This window comes from Pseudomonas sp. MF08817, from assembly GCF_059862705.1.
The window spans coordinates 95,696-113,852 of sequence record NZ_JCBCUY010000019.1 but is presented as its reverse complement, the minus strand read 5'-3'; the positions used below and the strand labels follow the sequence as shown (position 1 = coordinate 113,852).

The window sequence follows — 18,157 nt, the reverse complement described above, 5'->3', positions numbered from 1 at the left end:
TGACCGTCGAGGCGGTCAGTCGCGTGGTAACGAAGATCAATTTACGCCCGCGAAAACGCCTGGGCTGGAAGACGCCGTACGAAGTTTATGCAGGGGTGAGCGTTGCACTTATGTGTTGAATTCAGGCGATATACACCCTGACAGACAAGCCACCATGGTTCCATTTCCTTGAGAGGTGACCCATGAATAAACACACCCTACCCCGCTTGGTTGCTCTTTCTGCACTCTTTATCAAAGAGCAACTAAAAGAACCGATTGCGCTATTCTGGGTCATGCTCTCTCCCACGGCGGTATTTTATCTGGTGGCCTATTCCAGGGCCGGCAGCGCGTTTTTCGATACCCCCTACCGTGAAAGCACTTCTTGGTTTTACGCCTACATTGCCTCCAGCGTTTCTCTTTTTGGCTTTGCGCTGTACATCATCGGCAGAAGAGAAAGTGGATTCATGAGGTCATTCATCTATACCCATCGAGCCAAATGCTTGTTTTTATTTGCGCATTTTCTGGCGTACTCCTGCATTGCATTAGTTTACTGTGCAGTATTCTATGCGGGCACATTCTTTTCTTTCGGGGCGTTCAACCTTTATCAATTTTTTGAAATTCTACTGCGTTTTTATATCTGCTTCATAATATTCGGCACCCCGGCTTTATTGCTAACGCTACTACCGATAAATTTCCAGACTGCCAACACGTTATTTTCAATTGCCTCACTGAGCTTATTGGTTCTGGGCATACTAAGCACCCACCAAACTGCCCCACTTATAGAGCGGATCAACCTTGCAAACCCACTAACCCTAAGTAATCGGATAATGCTCAACGGCGTCGATAGCAACCTACTGCTGATAACGGCAGGTATCGTACTATTTTTCTGCACGCTGTTGTTGACCTTGCGTTTCTTACGCATCAATCCCGTCTGGAGTCGCTACTGATGAATGCATTAGAAGCCCACAATATCCACTTCAAGTATGCACACAGGGTCTTGTTTCGCGATGCATCGCTTCAAGTCAAGCCAGGTTCTATTACCGGGCTGCTGGGGCCCAACGGGTCGGGAAAGACCACCTTTTTCGATATCATTTGCAAGCTGAAGAAAATACATGCGGGTTCCCTTACCAACAGTTTTCGCACGCAACTTTACTTATCCCAAACCCTCATGACGCCCCCGGTACTGCGCATGTTTGATATTTTCAAAATGACCACGCTGCTCTGCTCCGTGGCCCCTGTTAACCAACAACATGTATTAACAAAGCTGAATGAGTGGTGCCCCCATATCTTTGATCGCTACCAGCAAATCTGGAAGAAGAAATCCTCCATCTGCAGCTACGGGGAAAAACGCTGGTTCTTCACCCTGTCCCTGCTGGCCCTGGAAGCCGACCTGGTCATTCTCGATGAACCGACGGCCGGGGTAGACCCCGAGTTCAGGCACTACATCTGGCAATGCCTGCACGGCGCGGCATTGGAGGGCCGCGCCATCCTAGTTTCATCCCACAACATCGAAGAGATCGCCCAACACTGCGGCTGTTTTTACATGATTAGCCAACGTGCGTTCACCCCCTTCAGCAACGGTCAGAGTTTTATGAACCAGTACCAGGCAAGCACACTGGACGAGGCCTTCATCCGTGCAGCCGCCGCTCACTGATCCTTCTCCCACAACCGCACCACCCGTGGCATCACGCTGAACACCGCCAGGGCCAGCAAGGTGCTGAGCACGGCGGTGGCTTCACGGCCCAGGCCCGCCGAGACGCCGATGGCGGCGGTCATCCAGAGGCCGGCGGCGGTGGTCAGGCCCTTGACGTGGCCTTCGTCGCCTTCGGTGTTTTTCAGGATGGTGCCCGCGCCGAGAAAGCCGATGCCGGCGATCACGCCTTGCACCACCCGGCTCAGGGCGTCGGCTTCGGCGCCGGCCATTTGCGGCACCAGCACGAACAGCGCCGCGCCCAGGGCCACGAGCATGTGGGTGCGCACGCCCGCGGCCTTGCCTTTTTGCTCGCGCTCAAACCCGAGGATGCCGCCCAGCACGGCGGCAATCAGCAGGCGTACGGTGATTTGGGTCAGTTGTTTGGCGTCGCCGATATCAGCGAATTCAGCTTGCAAGGTCATCCAGACCTCATGCCACCAGGCGTTCATGGTTGTTGTCCTGTTCCGTGGGTGTGCAGCGGTGGACAGCGGCGCACGCTAGAGGTGCACCGCGACCGCCAGTCGGTTGCGCAGAACCCTGGCCCCGGGCGGCTGCCTACCCCTTTACACACCATCACAAAGGGCCACGGCCATGAGCGTACGCATCGAAAACCAAACCTGTTTTTTTGACACCCAAGAGGTGCGTGAACAGCGCCCTGCCGCCGAGGTGACGATCGGCACCGATGAGGAAAAATCCATGTCCTTCGTCGACCTCAACGGCGCTCGCGTGTACATCACCGAAGCAGAAGCCGACGCCTTGACCGTCGCAGGCGCCGTGGACGGGCGCAAGCACTTGAAAGCGGCGGACAGTGATTCGGTGATTTGACTGACCCAGATCACAGACAGCCGCCAGCGCTTGCGTTAGCGCGCGGCGGCTCGCTGTAGCGGCGCGTACCGGGGTACGGCAAGTTGTCGCAGGGGCGCCGCCCCGGGCCATCTGATCCGCTTTTTAATGCAATAGCTGAGTCTGTTATGCAAACAGATGAGTGGTCATAGTGCATCCGCCTGATGGAGGCTGATGAGCGAAAGACCATGAGCGAAAAAATCCCCGTCCGATTAGTAGAAACATTCGAGCCTTCACGCCCAAAGATGAAGGCCAAAACCAGCGACAACCAGATTCACACCCGCAGTTTCACCGGTTTGTTCCGCACCTTGCGCTTGAGCGGTGCCGGTTTTCTGTTCCTGGCCTTTTTCGGCACTGTGTGGCTGAACTGGGGCGGCCGCCAGGCCGTTTTGTGGGACCTGTCGGAAAGTAAGTTCCACATCTTTGGCGCCACGTTCTGGCCCCAGGATTTCATCCTGTTGTCAGCGCTGCTGATTATCTGTGCCTTCGGCCTGTTCGCGATCACCGTGTTCGCCGGCCGCGTGTGGTGCGGCTACACCTGCCCGCAAAGCTCGTTTACCTGGCTGTTCATGTGGTGCGAGAAGGTCACCGAGGGCGAACGCAACCAACGCATCAAGCTGCAAGCGGCGCCCTGGAACCTGAATAAACTGCTGCGCCGCAGCGCCAAGCACACGATGTGGCTGGCCATCAGCCTGCTGACCGGGCTGACCTTCGTCGGTTACTTCACCCCCGTGCGGCCCCTGGCCGAAGAGCTGCTGACCCTGCAAATCGGCGGTGTGAGCCTGTTTTGGGTGCTGTTTTTCACCGGCGCCACCTACATCAACGCCGGTTGGCTGCGCGAGGCGGTGTGCATGCACATGTGCCCCTATGCGCGCTTTCAGAGCGTGATGTTCGACAAAGACACCCTGACCATCTCCTACGATGCCGCCCGTGGCGAAACCCGCGGCCCGCGCAAACGCGGGGTGGCCCCGGCCGAAACCGGGCTGGGGGATTGCATCGACTGCTACCTGTGCGTGCAGGTGTGCCCTACCGGCATCGACATCCGCGATGGCCTGCAAATGGAGTGCATCGGTTGCGCGGCCTGTATCGACGCCTGTGATTCGGTGATGGACAAGATGGGCTACGCCCGCGGCTTGGTCAGCTACACCTCCGAGCACCAGTTGCAGGGCGGCAAGACCCACCTGCTGCGGCCACGCCTGATCGGTTACTGTGCGGTGCTGGTCATCATGATGGGCGCCCTGGTGCTGGCGCTGGTGGAGCGGCCGATGATCTCCCTGGACGTGAGCAAGGACCGTGGCCTGTTCCGCGAGAACAGCCAGGGCCAGATCGAGAACATCTACAGCCTCAAAGTCATCAACAAGACCCAGGAACGCCAGCAATACACCGTGTCGCTGGTCGATGGCGAAGGCTTCGAGCTGCACGGCAAGACCGAGCTGAGCCTGGCGCCGGGGGAGATCGTTGACGTGCCGGTGTCGGTGGCGATGATCGCCGACCGCCCGAGCAGCAGCTCCCAGCAGATCAGCTTCAAGGTCAGCGACAGCGACGAGCCGCACATCCACAGCGTGGCCCATAGCCGCTTCGTGGCGCCGTTGAACCGTTAGACTGCGCCAGCGAACGTGTGTAGGAGCGGGCCTGCCCGCGATGGCGGCAGTACAGACGATAGAGATGTATCGGCTGTACCGGCCCTATCGCGGGCAGGCCCGCTCCCACAGGGATCTGTTCTCATACTGGCTTTTCCCCTCCACCGCCCACCGTCAATGCTGAGTCCCCGATGAAACGCTACGAAAAATTCGCCGACGACATTGCCGAACTGATCCGCTCCGGGGTCCTGGGCCCCGGCCAGCGTGTGCCCTCAGTGCGCTACGCCAGCCAGACCTACGGCGTGAGCCCCTCGACGGTGTTCCAGGCCTACTACCTGCTTGAGCGCCGGGGCCTGATCCGCGCCCGGCCGCGCTCGGGCTATTTCGTCAACACCCATGCGCCGAGCCCGTTCTGCGAGCCGGTCATCAGCAGCCAGGTGAACGAGTCCACCGAGGTGGATGTGAGTGAACTGGTGTTCTCGGTTCTCGATTCCATCAAGGACCCCACCACCGTGCCCTTTGGCTCGGCGTTCCCCAGCCCCACCCTGTTCCCGTTGCCACGCCTGGCCCGCTCCATGGCCAGCGCCAGCCGTGAGATGGACCCGCGCATGGTGGTCACCGACATGTCCCCGGGCAACCCGCAACTGCGCCGCCAGATCGCCCTGCGCTACATGGTCGGCGGGCTGATGTTGCCCATGGAGGAGTTGCTGATTACCAACGGCGCCCTGGAGGCGCTGAACCTGTGCCTGCAAGCCGTCACCGAACCGGGCGACCTGGTGGCCATAGAGGCCCCGGCCTTTTACGCCAGCCTGCAAGTGCTGGAGCGGCTCAAGCTCAAGGCCGTGGAAATCCCCGTGCACCCGCGTGACGGCATCGACCTGGGAGTGCTGGCGCAAACCCTGGAACGCCACCCGATCAAGGCCTGCTGGTGCATGACCAGTTTCCAGAACCCCATGGGCGCAACCATGCCCGAAGCCAAGAAGCAGGAACTGGTGGAGCTGCTGCGGGTGCACCAGGTGCCGTTGATCGAAGACGACGTTTACGCCGAACTGTACTACGGCCAGCAGGCACCCAAGCCCGCCAAGGCGTTCGACACCGAAGGGTTGGTGATGCACTGCGGCTCGTTCGCCAAGAGCCTGGCCCCCGGCTACCGCATCGGCTGGGTCGCCGCTGGGCGCTACGCGCAGAGAATCGAACGGCTGAAGTTGATGACGTCGCTGTGCGCCTCGATGCCGGCCCAAGCCGCCATCGCTGACTACCTGCAACACGGCGGCTACGACCGCCACCTACGCAAGTTGCGCTACGCCCTGGAAGAACAGCAAAGCGCCATGCTCGCCGCCATCGCCCGCTACTTCCCGGCGCAGACCCGGGTCAGCCAACCGGCCGGTGGCTATTTCCTGTGGCTGGAGTTGCCGCAGCAGACCGACTCGCTGAAGTTGTTCCAGATGGCCCTGGCCCAAGGCATCAGCATCGCGCCGGGGCCGATCTTTTCGCCGACCCAGCGCTTTGGCAACTGCATCCGCCTGAACTACGGCAGCCCCTGGGACGAAGCGGCGGAACAGGCCATGGAAACCCTAGGGCGGATCGTGCGTTCGTTCTGAACAGGGGTGGTTGTAGCCAGCGGGCGAGCCCGCTGCTACAAGGCATGGCGCGCAGAGGGGGTCAGCGGCCGCCGCCCAGATCGACGAAGGTACCGGTGGCGTAGGAAGCCTTGTCCGACAACAGCCAGATAATCGCCTCGGCCACTTCTTCGGGGCGCCCGCCGCGCGCCATGGGGATGCCCGATTCCAACTTGCTGACCCGGTCCGGGTCGCCGCTCAGGGCGTGGAAGTCGGTGAAGATGTAGCCCGGGCGCACGCCGTTGACGCGAATGCCCTCGCCCGCCACTTCCTTGGACAACCCGATGGTGAACGTGTCCAGCGCGCCCTTGGAGGCGGCGTAGTCAACGTACTCCCCCGGCGAACCGAGGCGCGCCGCCACCGACGAGACGTTGACGATGCTGCCGCCCTGCCCGCCGTGCTTGGGTGACATGCGCAGCAACGCGTGCTTGGCGCACAAAATCGGCCCCAGCACGTTGGTCTTGAGGGTGCTCAGGATGCGGAACTCGGACATCTGCTCGACCCGCGCTTTGTGCCCCACGGTGCCGGCATTGTTGACCAGGGCGGTGACGCGGCCCAGTTCATGGTCAACGCGCTGGAACAGCGTGATGACCTCATCCTCGATGCTCACATCGGCGCGCACCGTGATGGCCTGGGCACCCAAGGCGCGCACCTGTTCAAGGACGCGGTGGGCGGCCTCGTCGTCGGCCTGGTAGTTGATGCAGATCCGGTAGCCCTGCTGCGCGGCCAGCAGCGCGGTGGCGGCGCCTATACCGCGGCTGGCGCCGGTGATGACGATAACTTTGTCCATGCGGGTCCTCTCCCCTCTAACCTCAAGCGTTGCGCGGCAAGGATACCTGCCGGCGCTGGCTTTTGCATGGCGCCGGGCCAGTATCTCACTGTTCGGCGCGGACAATCTCGGCCATAAAACCCTCGGCCGGCAGCGGACGGCCCAGCAGGTAGCCTTGCAGCGAGTCGCAGCCCAATTGGGTGAGAAAGTCCTGCTGCAGGTTGGTTTCCACCCCTTCGGCGACGATGCGCAGGCCCAGGGCCCGGCCCAGGGCGACAATGGCCGAGACGATGGCGGCATCGTCGCTGTCGTGTTCCAGGTCGCGGACAAAGCCGCGGTCGATCTTCAACTCGTTGGCCGGCAGGCGCTTTAAGTACATCAGGCTCGAATAGCCGGTGCCGAAGTCGTCGATGGACAGGTCCACGCCCATCTGCGACAGCTCGTTGAGCACCGTCATGCTCGCGTCGGCGTCGCTCATGGCGGTGGTTTCGGTGATTTCCAGGGTCAGGCTGTTGGCCGGCAACTGATGGCGAAGCAGCGCACTGGCAACGCTCTTGACCAGCCCGGCGTGGCAGAACTGCAACGCCGAGAGGTTCACCGCGATGCGCCAATCGGTGTAGCCCAGCAGGTACCACTGGCGCATCTGCCGGCAGGCCTCGTTCAGCACCCAGTCGCCGATGGCGATAATCAGGCCGGTTTTTTCCGCCAGTTCGATAAAGGTGTCCGGCGGCATCAGGCCATGTACGGGGTGCTCCCAGCGCAGCAGCGCCTCGGCGCCCACCGGGCGGCCGTTGCTGGCATCGAACTTGGGCTGGTAGTGCAGGCGCAACTGGTTGAGCTCGACGGCGGCGCGCAGGTCTTGGAGCAATTGCAGCTGCTTGCGCGCGTTGGAGTTCATCGACGCGTCGAAAAAGCGGTAGCCGTTCTTGCCGGTGCCCTTGGCGTTGTACATCGCCGCGTCGGCGTTCATCAGCAGTTCCTGGGGCGTCTGGCCGTTGCCGGGGTAGACCGCGATGCCAACACTGGCGGAGATGTGCAGGTCATGCTCGGCCACCCGGAACGCGCGGGAGATCAGCCCCACTTGGCGCGCAGCCAGGCGCAGGGCATCGTCCGGGGCACCGAGGTGCACCAGCAGCACGAACTCATCGCCGCCGATGCGCGCCAGGGTGTCCTGGCTGCGCAGGTCTTCGCGCAGGCGCAGGCCCACCTCGCGCAGCAACTGGTCGCCCATGTGGTGGCCGAAGGCGTCGTTGACCGGTTTGAAGCCATCCAGGTCGATGAACATCAGGGCAAAACAGCCGCCCTGCTCCTGCACCACGTGCATGGCCTGGTCGATGCGGTCGGCCAGCAGCACGCGGTTGGGCAGGCCGGTGAGGGTGTCGTGCAGGGCCAGTTGGATCAGTTCTTCGTTGGCCAGGGTCAGGGAACGGGCCAGGCCCGCGGTGCGTGATTCCAGGCGGGCGTCGAGGACCGAGGTCAGCAGCGCGATACACAGCACCGCCAGGGTGGTGACCAGCACCAGGTTGTCCAGGCCCTTGCCGCTCAAACCGTCCAGCGCCGCGCCGCAAAAACTGCCATCGGCGAAACGGGCGGCGGCCATGCCGGTGTAATGCATGCCAACAATGGCCATGCCCATCACCACCGAGGCCCCACCCCGGGCCAGGCGCACGTAGGGTGTGTTGCGGCGCAGGTGGAAGGCGATCCACAGCGCCGCCGCCGAGGCGCCGACCGCAATCAGCAGCGAGGCGCCGAACAGCGTTGGGTCGTAGTCGATGCCCGGTTGCATGCGCAGGGCCGCCATGCCGGTGTAGTGCATAGCGGCGATCCCGGCGCCCATCACCAACGCGCCGAACCCCCATTGCCAGGCCGGCAGGCGCGGCTGGCTGACCAACCACAGGGCAAAGCCGCTGGAGAGGATGGCGATCAACAGGGACAGCAAGGTGATGCCGATGTCATAGCCCAAATCGATGGGCAGGCGCACGGCCAACATGCCGATAAAGTGCATCGACCAGATGCCCACGCCCATGGCAAAGGCCCCGCCGCCCATCCACAGGTACACGGCGCGGCCACGGGCCGTGGCGATACGGCCGGTGAGGTCGAGGGCGGTGTAGGAAGCCAGGATCGCCACACACAGGGAGATCAGGACCAGCGCGGGGGAATAACTGCCGATGAGCATGGGACTTCTCGTAAACGATGACCCCATCGGCGTCCATGATCCGGGGCAAAGAGCACGATTGTACCGATTGCCTGGGGGAAGGTGCTGACAAATGTTATCAATAGGCCACTATTCAGATGGAAGCCTGGCACTGTATTTGCGATGCCCCCCCTGTGGGGGCCTGGCTGGCCAGCGATGGCGATCTTGCGGCCGCCGTCGCGGGCGGGCCCGCTCTCACAGAGGATGGGCCTGGCGCTGTATTTGCGGTGCCCCACCGCTGTGGGAGCCTGGCTGGCCAGCGATGGCGATCTTGCGGCCGTCATCGCGGGCGGGCCCGCTCTCACAGAGGATCGGCCTGGCGCTGTATTTGCGATGCCCCCCCCTGTGGGGGCCTGGCTGGCCAGCGTGGCGATCTTGCGGCCGCCGTCGCGGGCGGGCCCGCTCTCACCCAGGGAGTGCCCTGTGCTCAATCCGCCTCAGGTGCCTGCAACTGCCCGTCCCAGCCGCCGCCCAGGGCGGCGATCAATTGCACGCTGGCCACCAGCCGGCTTTGCAGCAGGTTGAGCACGCTGCGTTCGTTGCTCAGGGCAGTGGCCTGGACGGAGACGACGTCGAGGTAGGCAATAAGCCCGGCCTTGTACTGGTTCTGGGTCAGGCGCAGGGATTCGCGGGCCGCGTCCAGGGCTTCCTGGCGTACTGCCGCTTCGTCTTCCAGGACCTTGAGCTGCACCAGGTAGTTTTCCACTTCGCGAAAGCCGTCGAGCACGGTTTGCCGGTATTTGGCCACGGTCTGGTCGTAAGCGGCCTCGCTGCGGTCGACTTCAGCCGAGCGCTGGCCGGCGTCGAACAGGGTCATGGCCAGTTTCGGCCCCACCGACCAGAAGCGGTTGGGCAGGCTGATCCAGTCGCTGAAGGTACTGCTGCTGTAGCCGCCGGCCAGGCTCAGGGTCAGGTCCGGGAAATAGGCGGTCTTGGCCACGCCAATGTTGGCGTTGGCGGCGATCACCGCGCGTTCGGCTGAGGCGATGTCGGGACGCCGCTCCAGCAATTGCGACGGCAGGGCCAGGGGAATGGCCGGCAGGCCAGGAATGTCCGGGGTTTCGGCCAGGCTGAACTGAGCCGGGGGCACGCCGGTGAGCACGGCGATGGCGTTTTCCAGTTGCGTCCGTTGCCAGATCAGGTCGATCAGGTCGGCCTGGGTGCTTTTGAGCTGGGTTTGCGCCTGGGCCACGGCGTCCTTGCCGGAAACCCCGGCACGGTACTGGTTCTGGGTCATGGTCAGGGAACGCTGGTACGCCTGGACCGTGGCCTCCAGCAGGCGTTTTTGCTGGTCGATGACCCGCAGTTGCAGGTAGTTCTGCACCAGTTCCGACTGCTGGCTCAGGCGCATCGCGGCGAGGTCGGCGAAGCTCGCCTCGGCGCTCGCCTCGTTAGCCTCCAGCCCCCGGCGCAACTTGCCCCAGATATCGGCCTCCCAACTGACGCCCAACTGCGCGTCGTAGGTGTCGCGGATGCCGCTGCTGGAATTGCTCAGGCTGGAACTGCTGCTGCCGGTGCCCTGGCTGGAACGGGTCTTGCCGGCGCTCAGGTCGAGTTTGGGGAACAGCGAGCCACGGGCGCTGCGCACCAGGGCCTGAGCCTGGCGGTACTGGGCTTCGGACTGGGCCACGGTCTGGTTGGCGCTGTTGAGTTTTTCGATCAGTTCGTTGAGCTGGCGGTCGCCGTACAGCTCCCACCAGGCACCGCGGGCCAGGGAATCGCTGGGGTTGGCCTGGCGCCAGCCCTCGGCCTGTTTGTACTCCAGGGGCGTGTCCAGTGCCGGGCGCTGGTAGTCCGGGCCGATGGCGCAGGCGCCGAGCATCAGCGCGCACAGGCTCAGGCCCAGCAGGCGCGAACCGCGGGCCAGGGGCAGGCGTCGGGCGCCAGGCACGGCGGCGTTGGGCAGCAGGCAATCAGTCATAGCGGAGTTTCCAGAGCGGCATCGGTACGCACCCCGCGCCAGCGGTTGAAACCGTGGCGCAGGCGATCGAGATAGAGGTAGACCACCGGAGTGGTGTAAAGGGTCAGCACTTGGCTGAACACCAGCCCGCCAATGATGGTCAGGCCCAGGGGTTGGCGCATTTCCGCGCCTTCGGCGCTGCTCAGCAGCAACGGCACGGCGCCGAGGATGGCCGCCAGGGTGGTCATCAGGATCGGCCGCAAGCGCAGCAGGCAGGCGCTGCGGATCGATTCCAGCGGGCTCAGGCCCTGGTGGCGCTCCAGTTGCAGCGCCAGGTCGATCATCAAAATGGCGTTCTTCTTCACCACGCCGATGAGCAGGAACAGCCCCAACAGGGAGATCAGGCTGAACTCACCGCCCAACGCGTAGATCGACAGCAGCGCACCCACGCCGGCCGAGGGCAAGGTGGAGAGGATGGTCAGCGGGTGAATGTAGCTTTCATACAGCACCCCCAGCACCAGATACACCGCCAGCAGCGCACCGAGGATCATCAGCGGCTGGCTCTTTTGCGTTTCGGCGAAGGCGTCGGCGTTGCCGGCCATTTTCGCGGTGACGCCTTCGGGCAGGCCGATTTTCGCCACGGCCCGCTCGATAGCCGCCGAACCCTGCTCCAGGGTCACGCCTTCGGCCATGTCGAAGGAGATGTTCTCGGCGGCGAACTGTTCTTCGTGGGTGACACGGTCGTTTTCCAGGCTGCTTTCGTAGTGGGCGAAGGTGGACAGTGGCACGCGGGCGCCGTCGGCGGTAATCACCTGCACCTGGTTGAGGGTGCTGGGGTCTTGGGCGTACTTGGGGTTGACCTCCATCACCACGCGGTACTGGTTGAGGCTGTCATAGATGGTGGAGATCTGCCGCTGGCTGTAGGCGTTGTTGAGCACCGAGGTGACCATGGCCATGTCGATGCCCAGGCGCTTAGCCTGGTCACGGTCGACGATCAGGGTGATCTGCTGCGCGCCGTCGCCGTCGTGGGCATCCACCGCCGTCAGCTCGGGCAGGGCCTTGAGGGCCGCCGACACTTTCGGGTACCACTGGCGCAACGCACTGAGGTCGCCGCTCTGGACGATGTAGGTGTACTGCGAGCTGTTCTGCCCGCCTCCACCGCCACCGCCGAATTGCAAGTCCTGGTCGGCCATGAGGAACAGTTGCCCGCCCGGCACCTTGGGCATGTCCTTGCGCAGGCGCTCGATGACTTTTTGCGCGGAAATGCGCCGCTCTTCGATGGGTTTGAGGCGCACCAGCATAAAGGCGTTGTTGATGCCGTTGCTGCCGCCGATAAAGCCCGCCACGCTCTGCACCGCCGGGTCGCGCAGGACGGCACGGCGGTAGGTTTCCATCTTCGGCTGCATCACGTTGAACGACAGGCCATCGTCGCCGCGCACAAAACCGATCAGTTGCCCGGTGTCCTGCTGGGGCATGAAGGTCTTGGGCACCACCACATACAGGGCGACGTTGACGCCGATGGTCAGCAGCAGGCTCAGCAGGGTCAGGCGCCGATGGCGCAGCACCCAGTCCAGGCTGGTGGCGTAGCGGCTGACCATCCATTCGTTGGCCCGTTGGCTGGCCCGTTGCAGGCGGTTTTCGCGGCCCGGCACATGGGGTTTGAGCCAGCGCGCGCAGAGCATGGGGGTGAGGGTCAAAGACACCAGCAGCGAGACCAGGATCGCCGCCGCCAAGGTGATGGAGAATTCGCGGAACAGGCTTTCAATAATCCCGCCCATGAACAGGATCGACAGGAACACCACCACCAGCGAGACGTTCATCGACAACAGGGTAAAACCCACTTCCTTGGTGCCCAGGTACGCGGCCTTGAGCGGCGCGACGCCTTCGTCGATATGCCGGGAGATGTTCTCCAGCACCACGATGGCGTCGTCCACCACCAGGCCGGTGGCGAGGATCAGCGCCATCAGGCTCAGGTTGTTCAGGGAAAACCCGTACAGGTACATGATCGCGAACGTGCCCACCAGCGACACTGGCACCGCCAGGGTGGGGATCAGCGAGGCGCGGAAATTGCCGAGAAACAGGTACACCACCAGGATCACCAAGGCCACGGCGATCAGCAGGGTCATTTCCGCTTCGTGCAGGGTGGCCTTGATGACGGGCGAGCGGTCCATGGCCACGTTCAGTTGCACGCTGGCCGGCAGCAACGCCTGCAACGCCGGGAGCTGGTCCTTGATCTGCGCCACGGTTTCGATGATGTTGGCGCCGCTCTGGCGGTTGACTACCAGCAGCACCGCCGCGTCGTCGTTGAAAAAACCGCTGTTGTAGCGGTCCTCGACGCCGTCGCGCACGCTGGCCACGTCCCTGAGGCGCAGGGCCGAGCCGTTCTGGTAGCGGATTATCAGCGAGCTGTAGTCCTTGGCCTTTTCCAATTGGTCGTTGGCCTGGATCTGCCACATGCGCTCGGCGTCCGCCACCGAGCCCTTGGGCCGGCGCACGTTGGCGTTGGCGATGGTGTCGCGCACTTCGTCCAGGGCCACGCCGTACTGGTTGAGCAGTTGCGGCTCCAACTCAATGCGCACCGCCGGCAGGGAACTGCCGCCGATCTGCACTTCGCCCACGCCCGGCACCTGGGCCAGGCTCTGGGACAGGATGGTGGACGCCAGGTCGTAGAGCTGGCCCTTTTCCAGCACGTCGGAAGTCAGCGACAGCACCATGATCGGCGCCTGGGACGGGTTGACCTTCTTGTAGGTGGGCATGCTGCGCATGCCGCTGGGCAGCAGGTTGCGCGAGGCGTTGATGGCCGCTTGCACCTCCCGCGCCGCGCCGTTGATGTCGCGGCCCATCTCGAACTCCAGGATGACCCGGGTCGAGCCCTGGCTGGAGCGGCTGCTCATGCTGTTGATGCCGGCGATGGCACCGAAGGAACGCTCCAAAGGCGTGGCCACCGTGGACGCCATCACCTCGGGGCTGGCCCCCGGCAGGCTGGCCTGCACCACGATCACCGGGAAATCCATCTGCGGCAGCGGCGCCACCGGCAGCAGGCCGAAGCTCAAGCCGCCCAGCAGCATGATGGCCAGGCTCAGGAGCATGGTCGCCACGGGGCGCTTGATGAAGGGGCCGGACAGGTTCATGGCTCAACCGGCTCCAGGCGATCCGGCGCGGGGCGCCAGCGGCGGCCCAAACGGTCGAAATACAGGTAGATCACCGGTGTGGTGAACAGGGTCAGCACCTGGCTCACCAGCAGCCCGCCCACCATCACCAGGCCCAGAGGTTGGCGCAGTTCGGCGCCGGAACCGGTGGCGAGCATCAGCGGCACGGCGCCGAACAACGCCGCCAGGGTGGTCATCAGGATGGGCCGGAACCGCAGCAGCGCGGCCTGGTAGATCGCCGTTTGCGGGTCCAGGCCCTGGTGGCGTTCGGCGTCGAGGGCGAAGTCGATCATCATGATCGCGTTCTTCTTGACGATGCCGATCAGCAGGATGATGCCGATGATGGCGATCATCCCCAGGTCATTGCCGCTGAGCAGCAAAGCCAGCAAGGCGCCCACCGCCGCCGAGGGCAAGGTGGAGAGAATGGTGATCGGGTGGATGTAGCTCTCGTAGAGCACGCCGAGCACGATGTACATGGTCACCACCGCCGCCAGGATCAGCAGCAAGGTACTCGACAGCGACGCCTCGAACGCCTGGGCCGCGCCCTGGAACTGGGTTTGCACACCCAGGGGCATGCCGATGTCGCGCTGCACCTGGTTAATCAGCTCCACGGCTTGGCCCAGCGCCACGCCGGGGGCCAGGTTGAACGACATCATCACCGCCGGGAACTGGCCGATGTGAGTAATGGCCAGTTGCGCCTGGCGTTCTTCGACGCGGGCCAGGCTGGAGAGGCGCACCTGGGCGCCGTCGGTGGTTTTGACGTGAACCTGGTCCAGGGCCTGGGGCCCGATTTTTTCCCCGGCCTGGGCCTGGAGCACCACACGGTACTGGCTGGCTTGGGTGTAGATGGTGGAAATCTGCCGCTGGCCGAAGGCGTCGTACAACGCGTCGGTGATGTTGGCCACCGACACCCCCACGCGCGAGGCGGCATCGCGGTCGATCACCAGGTACACCTGCAAGCCTTTGTCCTGCAGGTCGCTGGCCACATCGGTGAGTTCCGGGCGGTCCACCAGGGCCTGCACCAGCCGTGCGCTCCACAGGCTAAGCAGGTCGGCGTCCGGCGACGACATGCTGAACTGGTACTGGGTGCGGCTGACCCGGTCTTCGATGGTCAAGTCCTGCACCGGTTGCATGAACAAGCGAATGCCCACCAATTGGTTGACCTTGGGTTGCAACCGCGCGATCACCTCGGCGGCGCTCAGGTCGCGCTCGCCGTGGGGCTTGAGGTTAATCAGCAGGCGCCCGCTGTTGAGGGTGGCGTTGTCGCCGTCCACACCGATGTAGGACGACAGGCTCTGCACCGCCGGGTCTTGCAGGACAATGGCGGCCAACGCTTGCTGGCGCTGGCTCATGGCGGTGAAGGACACCGATTGCGGCGCCTCGGAAATGCCCTGGATCACCCCAGTGTCCTGCACCGGGAAAAAGCCCTTGGGCACCATCAGGTACAGCACCACGGTCAGCCCCAGGGTGGCGACGGCCACCAGCAGGGTCAGCGGTTGATGCTTGAGCACCCACTGCAATTTGCGCCCGTAGGCGGCCACCATCCACTCCAGGCAAGCCCCGCTGGCGCGGTAGAAGCGGCCCTGCTCCTCGGCCTTGGGCTCGCGCTTGAGCAGGCGCGCGCACATCATCGGCGTGAGGGTCAGGGACACCACCAGGGAAATCAGGATCGCCACCGCCAGGGTGATGGCGAACTCGCGAAACAGCCGCCCCACCACGTCGGCCATGAACAGCAGCGGGATCAGCACCGCGATCAGCGACAGGGTCAGCGACACCAAGGTGAAACCGATCTGCTTGGCCCCCTTGAGCGCGGCCTGCATCGGGCTTTCGCCCTCCTCGATGTAGCGCGAGATGTTCTCCAGCATGACGATGGCGTCGTCCACCACAAACCCGGTGGCGATGGTCAGGGCCATCAGCGTCAGGTTGTTGATGGAGAACCCGGCCAGGTACATCACGCCGAAGGTGCCGATCAGCGACAACGGCACGGCGATCGAAGGAATCAGGGTGGCGCTGGCGCGGCGCAGGAACAGGAACGTGACCATCACCACCAGGGCAATGGCGATCAGCAATTCATGCTGCACATCGGTGACCGAGGCGCGGATGGTCTGGGTGCGGTCGGTGAGCACTGCCACCTCGAGGCCGGCGGGCAGGTTGTCGGTGATGCCCGGCAGCATGGCCTTGATCCGGTCCACCACCTCGATCACGTTGGCCCCGGGTTGGCGCTGGATATTGAGCAACACCGCTTGGTTCTGGTTGGCCCAGGCCGCCAGGCGTTCGTTCTCGGCGCCATCGACGATCTCGGCAACATCCTTCAAGCGCAGGGGCGCGCCGTCCTTGTAGGCGAGGATCAGTTCGGCGTAGTCCTTGGGCGAGGTCAACTGGTCGTTGGCATCGAGCATCGACACCCGGGTCGGGCCGTCGAAGTTGCCCTTGGGCTGGTTGACGTTGGAGGCGCCGATGAGGCTGCGCACATCCGCCAGGTTCAGGCCATTGGCGGCCAGGGCCTGGGGGTTGACCTTGATCCGCACAGCCTGGCGCTGGCCACCGGCGATGCTGACCATGCCCACGCCGCTGATCTGCGCAATGCGCTGGGCCATGCGGGTGTCGACCAGGTCATTGAGCTTGGGCAGCGGCAGGGTCTTGGACGTGATGGCCAGGGTCAGCACCGGGGTGTCCGCCGGGTTGACCTTGTTGTACACCGGCGGCGCCGGCAGGTCATTGGGCAGCAGGTTGCTGGCGGCGTTGATCGCGGCCTGCACCTCTTGCTCGGCCACGTCCATATTGATGTCGAGGTTAAAGCGCAGGGTCAGCACCGAAGCGCCGCCGCTGCTGGTGGAGGCCATCTGGGTCAGGCCCGGCATCTGCCCGAACTGGCGTTCCAGCGGCGCGGTGACCGCGCTGGTCATCACGTCCGGGCTGGCGCCGGGGTACAGGGTCATGACGCGGATGGTCGGGTAATCCACCTGGGGCAAGGCCGAAACCGGCAGCATGCGGTAGGCGATCAAGCCGGCCAGGACAATGGCCAGCATGCTCAGCGTGGTGGCGACCGGGCGAAGGATAAACAGCCGCGAGAGGTTCATGCGCCGCCCTTTTGCGCCTTGGCCGGATCAACCACCGCACTGCCCGGCGCGCCCTTGAGCTGCTCGCTGGGGCCGGCCGGCACCTGCTGTGGGTCGTTGACCACTTCCACCAGGGTGTCGGCCTTGAGGCGGTCGGTGCCTTCGAGCACCACCCGCTCGCCCGGCGCCAGGCCTTCGCTGACCACGGTGTGCTCGCCGTCGCTGATACCGACCTTGAGCACCCGTACCTGAACCTTGTTCTCGGCACCGACCACATAGACAAAAGTGCCGTCGTTGCCGAATTGAATCGCCGCCGCCGGGGCCAGCACCACCTCTTTAAGGGTGTCGGCCAGCAGGCGCACATTGACGAACTGGTTGGGGAACAGCGCGCTGTCGCGGTTCTCGTAGCGGGCCTTGAATTTCAGGGTGCCGGTGGCGACGTCGATCTGGTTGTCCAGGCTTTGCAGCACGCCGCTGGCCTGCAACTTGAGGTCGCCGCGGTCCCACGCCTCCACTGGCAACTTGGCGCCGGCGCGATAACGCTCCAGCACGGTGCTCAAGCTGTTTTCCGGCAGGGTGAAGGCGACATTGATCGGCTGGGTCTGGGTGATGACCACCAGCGCCGTGGTGTCGTTGGCCGCCACCAGGTTACCCACGTCCAGTTGGCGCAGGCCCAGGCGCCCGGCGATCGGGGCGCGGATGCGGGTGAAGTCCAGGTTCAACTGGGCGTCATTGACCGCTGCCTGGTTGGTTTTGACCGTGCCCTGGTACTGGCCCACCAGCGCGGCGGCGGTGTCCAGGGTCTGCTTGGCGATGCTGTCTTCGGCATACAGGCCGCGATAGCGCTCCAGGTCCACTTGGGCGTTCTTCAATTGCGCCTGGTTTTGCAGCAACGTGCCCTGGGCCTGGAGCAAGGCGTTCTGGTACGGGCGTGGGTCGATCTCGGCCAACAGGTCACCGGCCTTGACCATCTGCCCCTCCTGGAAGTGGATCTTCACCAGCTCCCCCGCCACGCGGCTGCGCACATTAATCGTGTTCAACGCCGTGACCGTGCCCAAGGCCTTGTAGTACAGCGGGAAATCCCCACGGGTGGCGGGCGCCACGCGCACCGGCACCGCCGCCGTGGAACCACCGAAACCGGGGCGCATCATGCCGGACTTGCCCATTTTCCCGGCCGGTTTCTGCCCGGCGCTGTCGCCCTGCTCGGCACCGGCCGGCCAGAACTTCCAGCACAACAGCGCGACAACCAACATGATGAGCAGGCCAAACAGCCAGCGGCGGGAATTACGGGAAGCAAAGGATTGCATGGAGAGATCAACCATTGGGCGCGTAGGCATCTTTACGGGAGGCTGAAAGATAAGCACTGGCGGGG

12 protein-coding genes and 1 pseudogene are annotated in these 18,157 nt (G+C 63.8%); 6 read left to right on the top strand and 7 right to left on the bottom strand.

Going from position 1 to position 18,157, the window contains the following annotated elements:
- From AC19YR_RS13900 to AC19YR_RS13890, 3 genes and pseudogenes are all read left to right on the top strand, one after another.
- Window positions 1-119 (top strand): annotated as a pseudogene (locus tag AC19YR_RS13900) (IS30 family transposase); the annotation flags it as partial.
- A 63-nt stretch (window positions 120-182) separates the two neighbouring features.
- Entirely contained in the window at window positions 183-926 is a 744-nt protein-coding gene (locus AC19YR_RS13895; RefSeq protein ID WP_500598881.1) for an ABC transporter permease, read from the top strand.
- Window positions 926-1,633 (top strand): ATP-binding cassette domain-containing protein, encoded by a 708-nt coding sequence (locus tag AC19YR_RS13890; protein ID WP_500598879.1) that lies wholly within the window; start codon window positions 926-928, stop codon window positions 1,631-1,633. The genes AC19YR_RS13895 and AC19YR_RS13890 overlap by 1 nt, the downstream gene beginning before the upstream one ends.
- Here the strand turns inward: AC19YR_RS13890 and AC19YR_RS13885 are convergent.
- Entirely contained in the window at window positions 1,627-2,121 is a 495-nt protein-coding gene (locus tag AC19YR_RS13885; RefSeq protein WP_500598877.1) for an MgtC/SapB family protein, read from the bottom strand. The two genes, AC19YR_RS13890 and AC19YR_RS13885, sit on opposite strands and share 7 nt — an antisense overlap.
- Before the next feature lie 142 nt (window positions 2,122-2,263).
- On the opposite strand from AC19YR_RS13885, the gene AC19YR_RS13880 reads away from it, so the two are divergent.
- The 3 genes from AC19YR_RS13880 (at window position 2,264) to mapR (ending at window position 5,696) form a co-directional block, all read left to right on the top strand.
- Entirely contained in the window at window positions 2,264-2,497 is a 234-nt protein-coding gene (locus AC19YR_RS13880) for a DUF3203 family protein (RefSeq protein WP_500598875.1), read from the top strand.
- Between the two features lie 206 nt (window positions 2,498-2,703).
- A complete protein-coding gene (gene ccoG, locus AC19YR_RS13875) occupies window positions 2,704-4,116 on the top strand; it encodes a cytochrome c oxidase accessory protein CcoG (RefSeq protein ID WP_500598873.1) in 1,413 nt (470 codons plus the stop codon).
- Between the two features lie 170 nt (window positions 4,117-4,286).
- Window positions 4,287-5,696, top strand: a complete 1,410-nt coding sequence (mapR, locus tag AC19YR_RS13870; RefSeq protein WP_500598872.1) for a GntR family transcriptional regulator MpaR — start codon at window positions 4,287-4,289, stop codon at window positions 5,694-5,696.
- 61 nt (window positions 5,697-5,757) lie between these two features.
- On the opposite strand, the gene AC19YR_RS13865 is transcribed toward mapR, so the two are convergent.
- The 6 genes from AC19YR_RS13865 to AC19YR_RS13840 all read right to left on the bottom strand — a co-directional run bounded on the left by AC19YR_RS13865 (window position 5,758) and on the right by AC19YR_RS13840 (window position 18,107).
- Complete coding sequence (locus tag AC19YR_RS13865; protein WP_095109888.1) at window positions 5,758-6,504, bottom strand: SDR family oxidoreductase; 747 nt, start codon at window positions 6,502-6,504, stop codon at window positions 5,758-5,760.
- 85 nt (window positions 6,505-6,589) lie between these two features.
- Complete coding sequence (locus AC19YR_RS13860) at window positions 6,590-8,659, bottom strand: putative bifunctional diguanylate cyclase/phosphodiesterase (protein WP_095109889.1); 2,070 nt, start codon at window positions 8,657-8,659, stop codon at window positions 6,590-6,592.
- Window positions 8,660-9,104: 445 nt separating this feature from the next.
- Window positions 9,105-10,598, bottom strand: a complete 1,494-nt coding sequence (locus AC19YR_RS13855; RefSeq protein ID WP_500598871.1) for an efflux transporter outer membrane subunit — start codon at window positions 10,596-10,598, stop codon at window positions 9,105-9,107.
- Window positions 10,595-13,708: an efflux RND transporter permease subunit gene (locus tag AC19YR_RS13850; RefSeq protein ID WP_095109892.1), complete on the bottom strand. Its 3,114-nt coding sequence runs from the start codon at window positions 13,706-13,708 to the stop codon at window positions 10,595-10,597. Before AC19YR_RS13850 ends, AC19YR_RS13855 begins: the two co-directional genes overlap by 4 nt.
- A complete protein-coding gene (locus tag AC19YR_RS13845; RefSeq protein WP_500598869.1) occupies window positions 13,705-16,806 on the bottom strand; it encodes an MdtB/MuxB family multidrug efflux RND transporter permease subunit in 3,102 nt (1,033 codons plus the stop codon). Before AC19YR_RS13845 ends, AC19YR_RS13850 begins: the two co-directional genes overlap by 4 nt.
- Window positions 16,803-18,107, bottom strand: coding sequence for an MdtA/MuxA family multidrug efflux RND transporter periplasmic adaptor subunit (locus AC19YR_RS13840; protein WP_500598868.1), 1,305 nt, complete (start codon window positions 18,105-18,107; stop codon window positions 16,803-16,805). Before AC19YR_RS13840 ends, AC19YR_RS13845 begins: the two co-directional genes overlap by 4 nt.
- Window positions 18,108-18,157 lie beyond the last annotated feature (50 nt).

What these genes read in the sequence shown, in the direction of transcription:
- AC19YR_RS13895 (WP_500598881.1), top strand. Translation starts at nt 183, where the DNA reads ATGAATAAACACACCCTACCCCGCTTGGTTGCTCTTTCTGCACTCTTT.
- AC19YR_RS13890 (WP_500598879.1), top strand. Translation starts at nt 926, where the DNA reads ATGAATGCATTAGAAGCCCACAATATCCACTTCAAGTATGCACACAGG.
- AC19YR_RS13885 (WP_500598877.1), bottom strand. Translation starts at nt 2,121, where the DNA reads ATGAACGCCTGGTGGCATGAGGTCTGGATGACCTTGCAAGCTGAATTC.
- AC19YR_RS13880 (WP_500598875.1), top strand. Translation starts at nt 2,264, where the DNA reads ATGAGCGTACGCATCGAAAACCAAACCTGTTTTTTTGACACCCAAGAG.
- ccoG (WP_500598873.1), top strand. Translation starts at nt 2,704, where the DNA reads ATGAGCGAAAAAATCCCCGTCCGATTAGTAGAAACATTCGAGCCTTCA.
- mapR (WP_500598872.1), top strand. Translation starts at nt 4,287, where the DNA reads ATGAAACGCTACGAAAAATTCGCCGACGACATTGCCGAACTGATCCGC.
- AC19YR_RS13865 (WP_095109888.1), bottom strand. Translation starts at nt 6,504, where the DNA reads ATGGACAAAGTTATCGTCATCACCGGCGCCAGCCGCGGTATAGGCGCC.
- AC19YR_RS13860 (WP_095109889.1), bottom strand. Translation starts at nt 8,659, where the DNA reads ATGCTCATCGGCAGTTATTCCCCCGCGCTGGTCCTGATCTCCCTGTGT.
- AC19YR_RS13855 (WP_500598871.1), bottom strand. Translation starts at nt 10,598, where the DNA reads ATGACTGATTGCCTGCTGCCCAACGCCGCCGTGCCTGGCGCCCGACGC.
- AC19YR_RS13850 (WP_095109892.1), bottom strand. Translation starts at nt 13,708, where the DNA reads ATGAACCTGTCCGGCCCCTTCATCAAGCGCCCCGTGGCGACCATGCTC.
- AC19YR_RS13845 (WP_500598869.1), bottom strand. Translation starts at nt 16,806, where the DNA reads ATGAACCTCTCGCGGCTGTTTATCCTTCGCCCGGTCGCCACCACGCTG.
- AC19YR_RS13840 (WP_500598868.1), bottom strand. Translation starts at nt 18,107, where the DNA reads ATGGTTGATCTCTCCATGCAATCCTTTGCTTCCCGTAATTCCCGCCGC.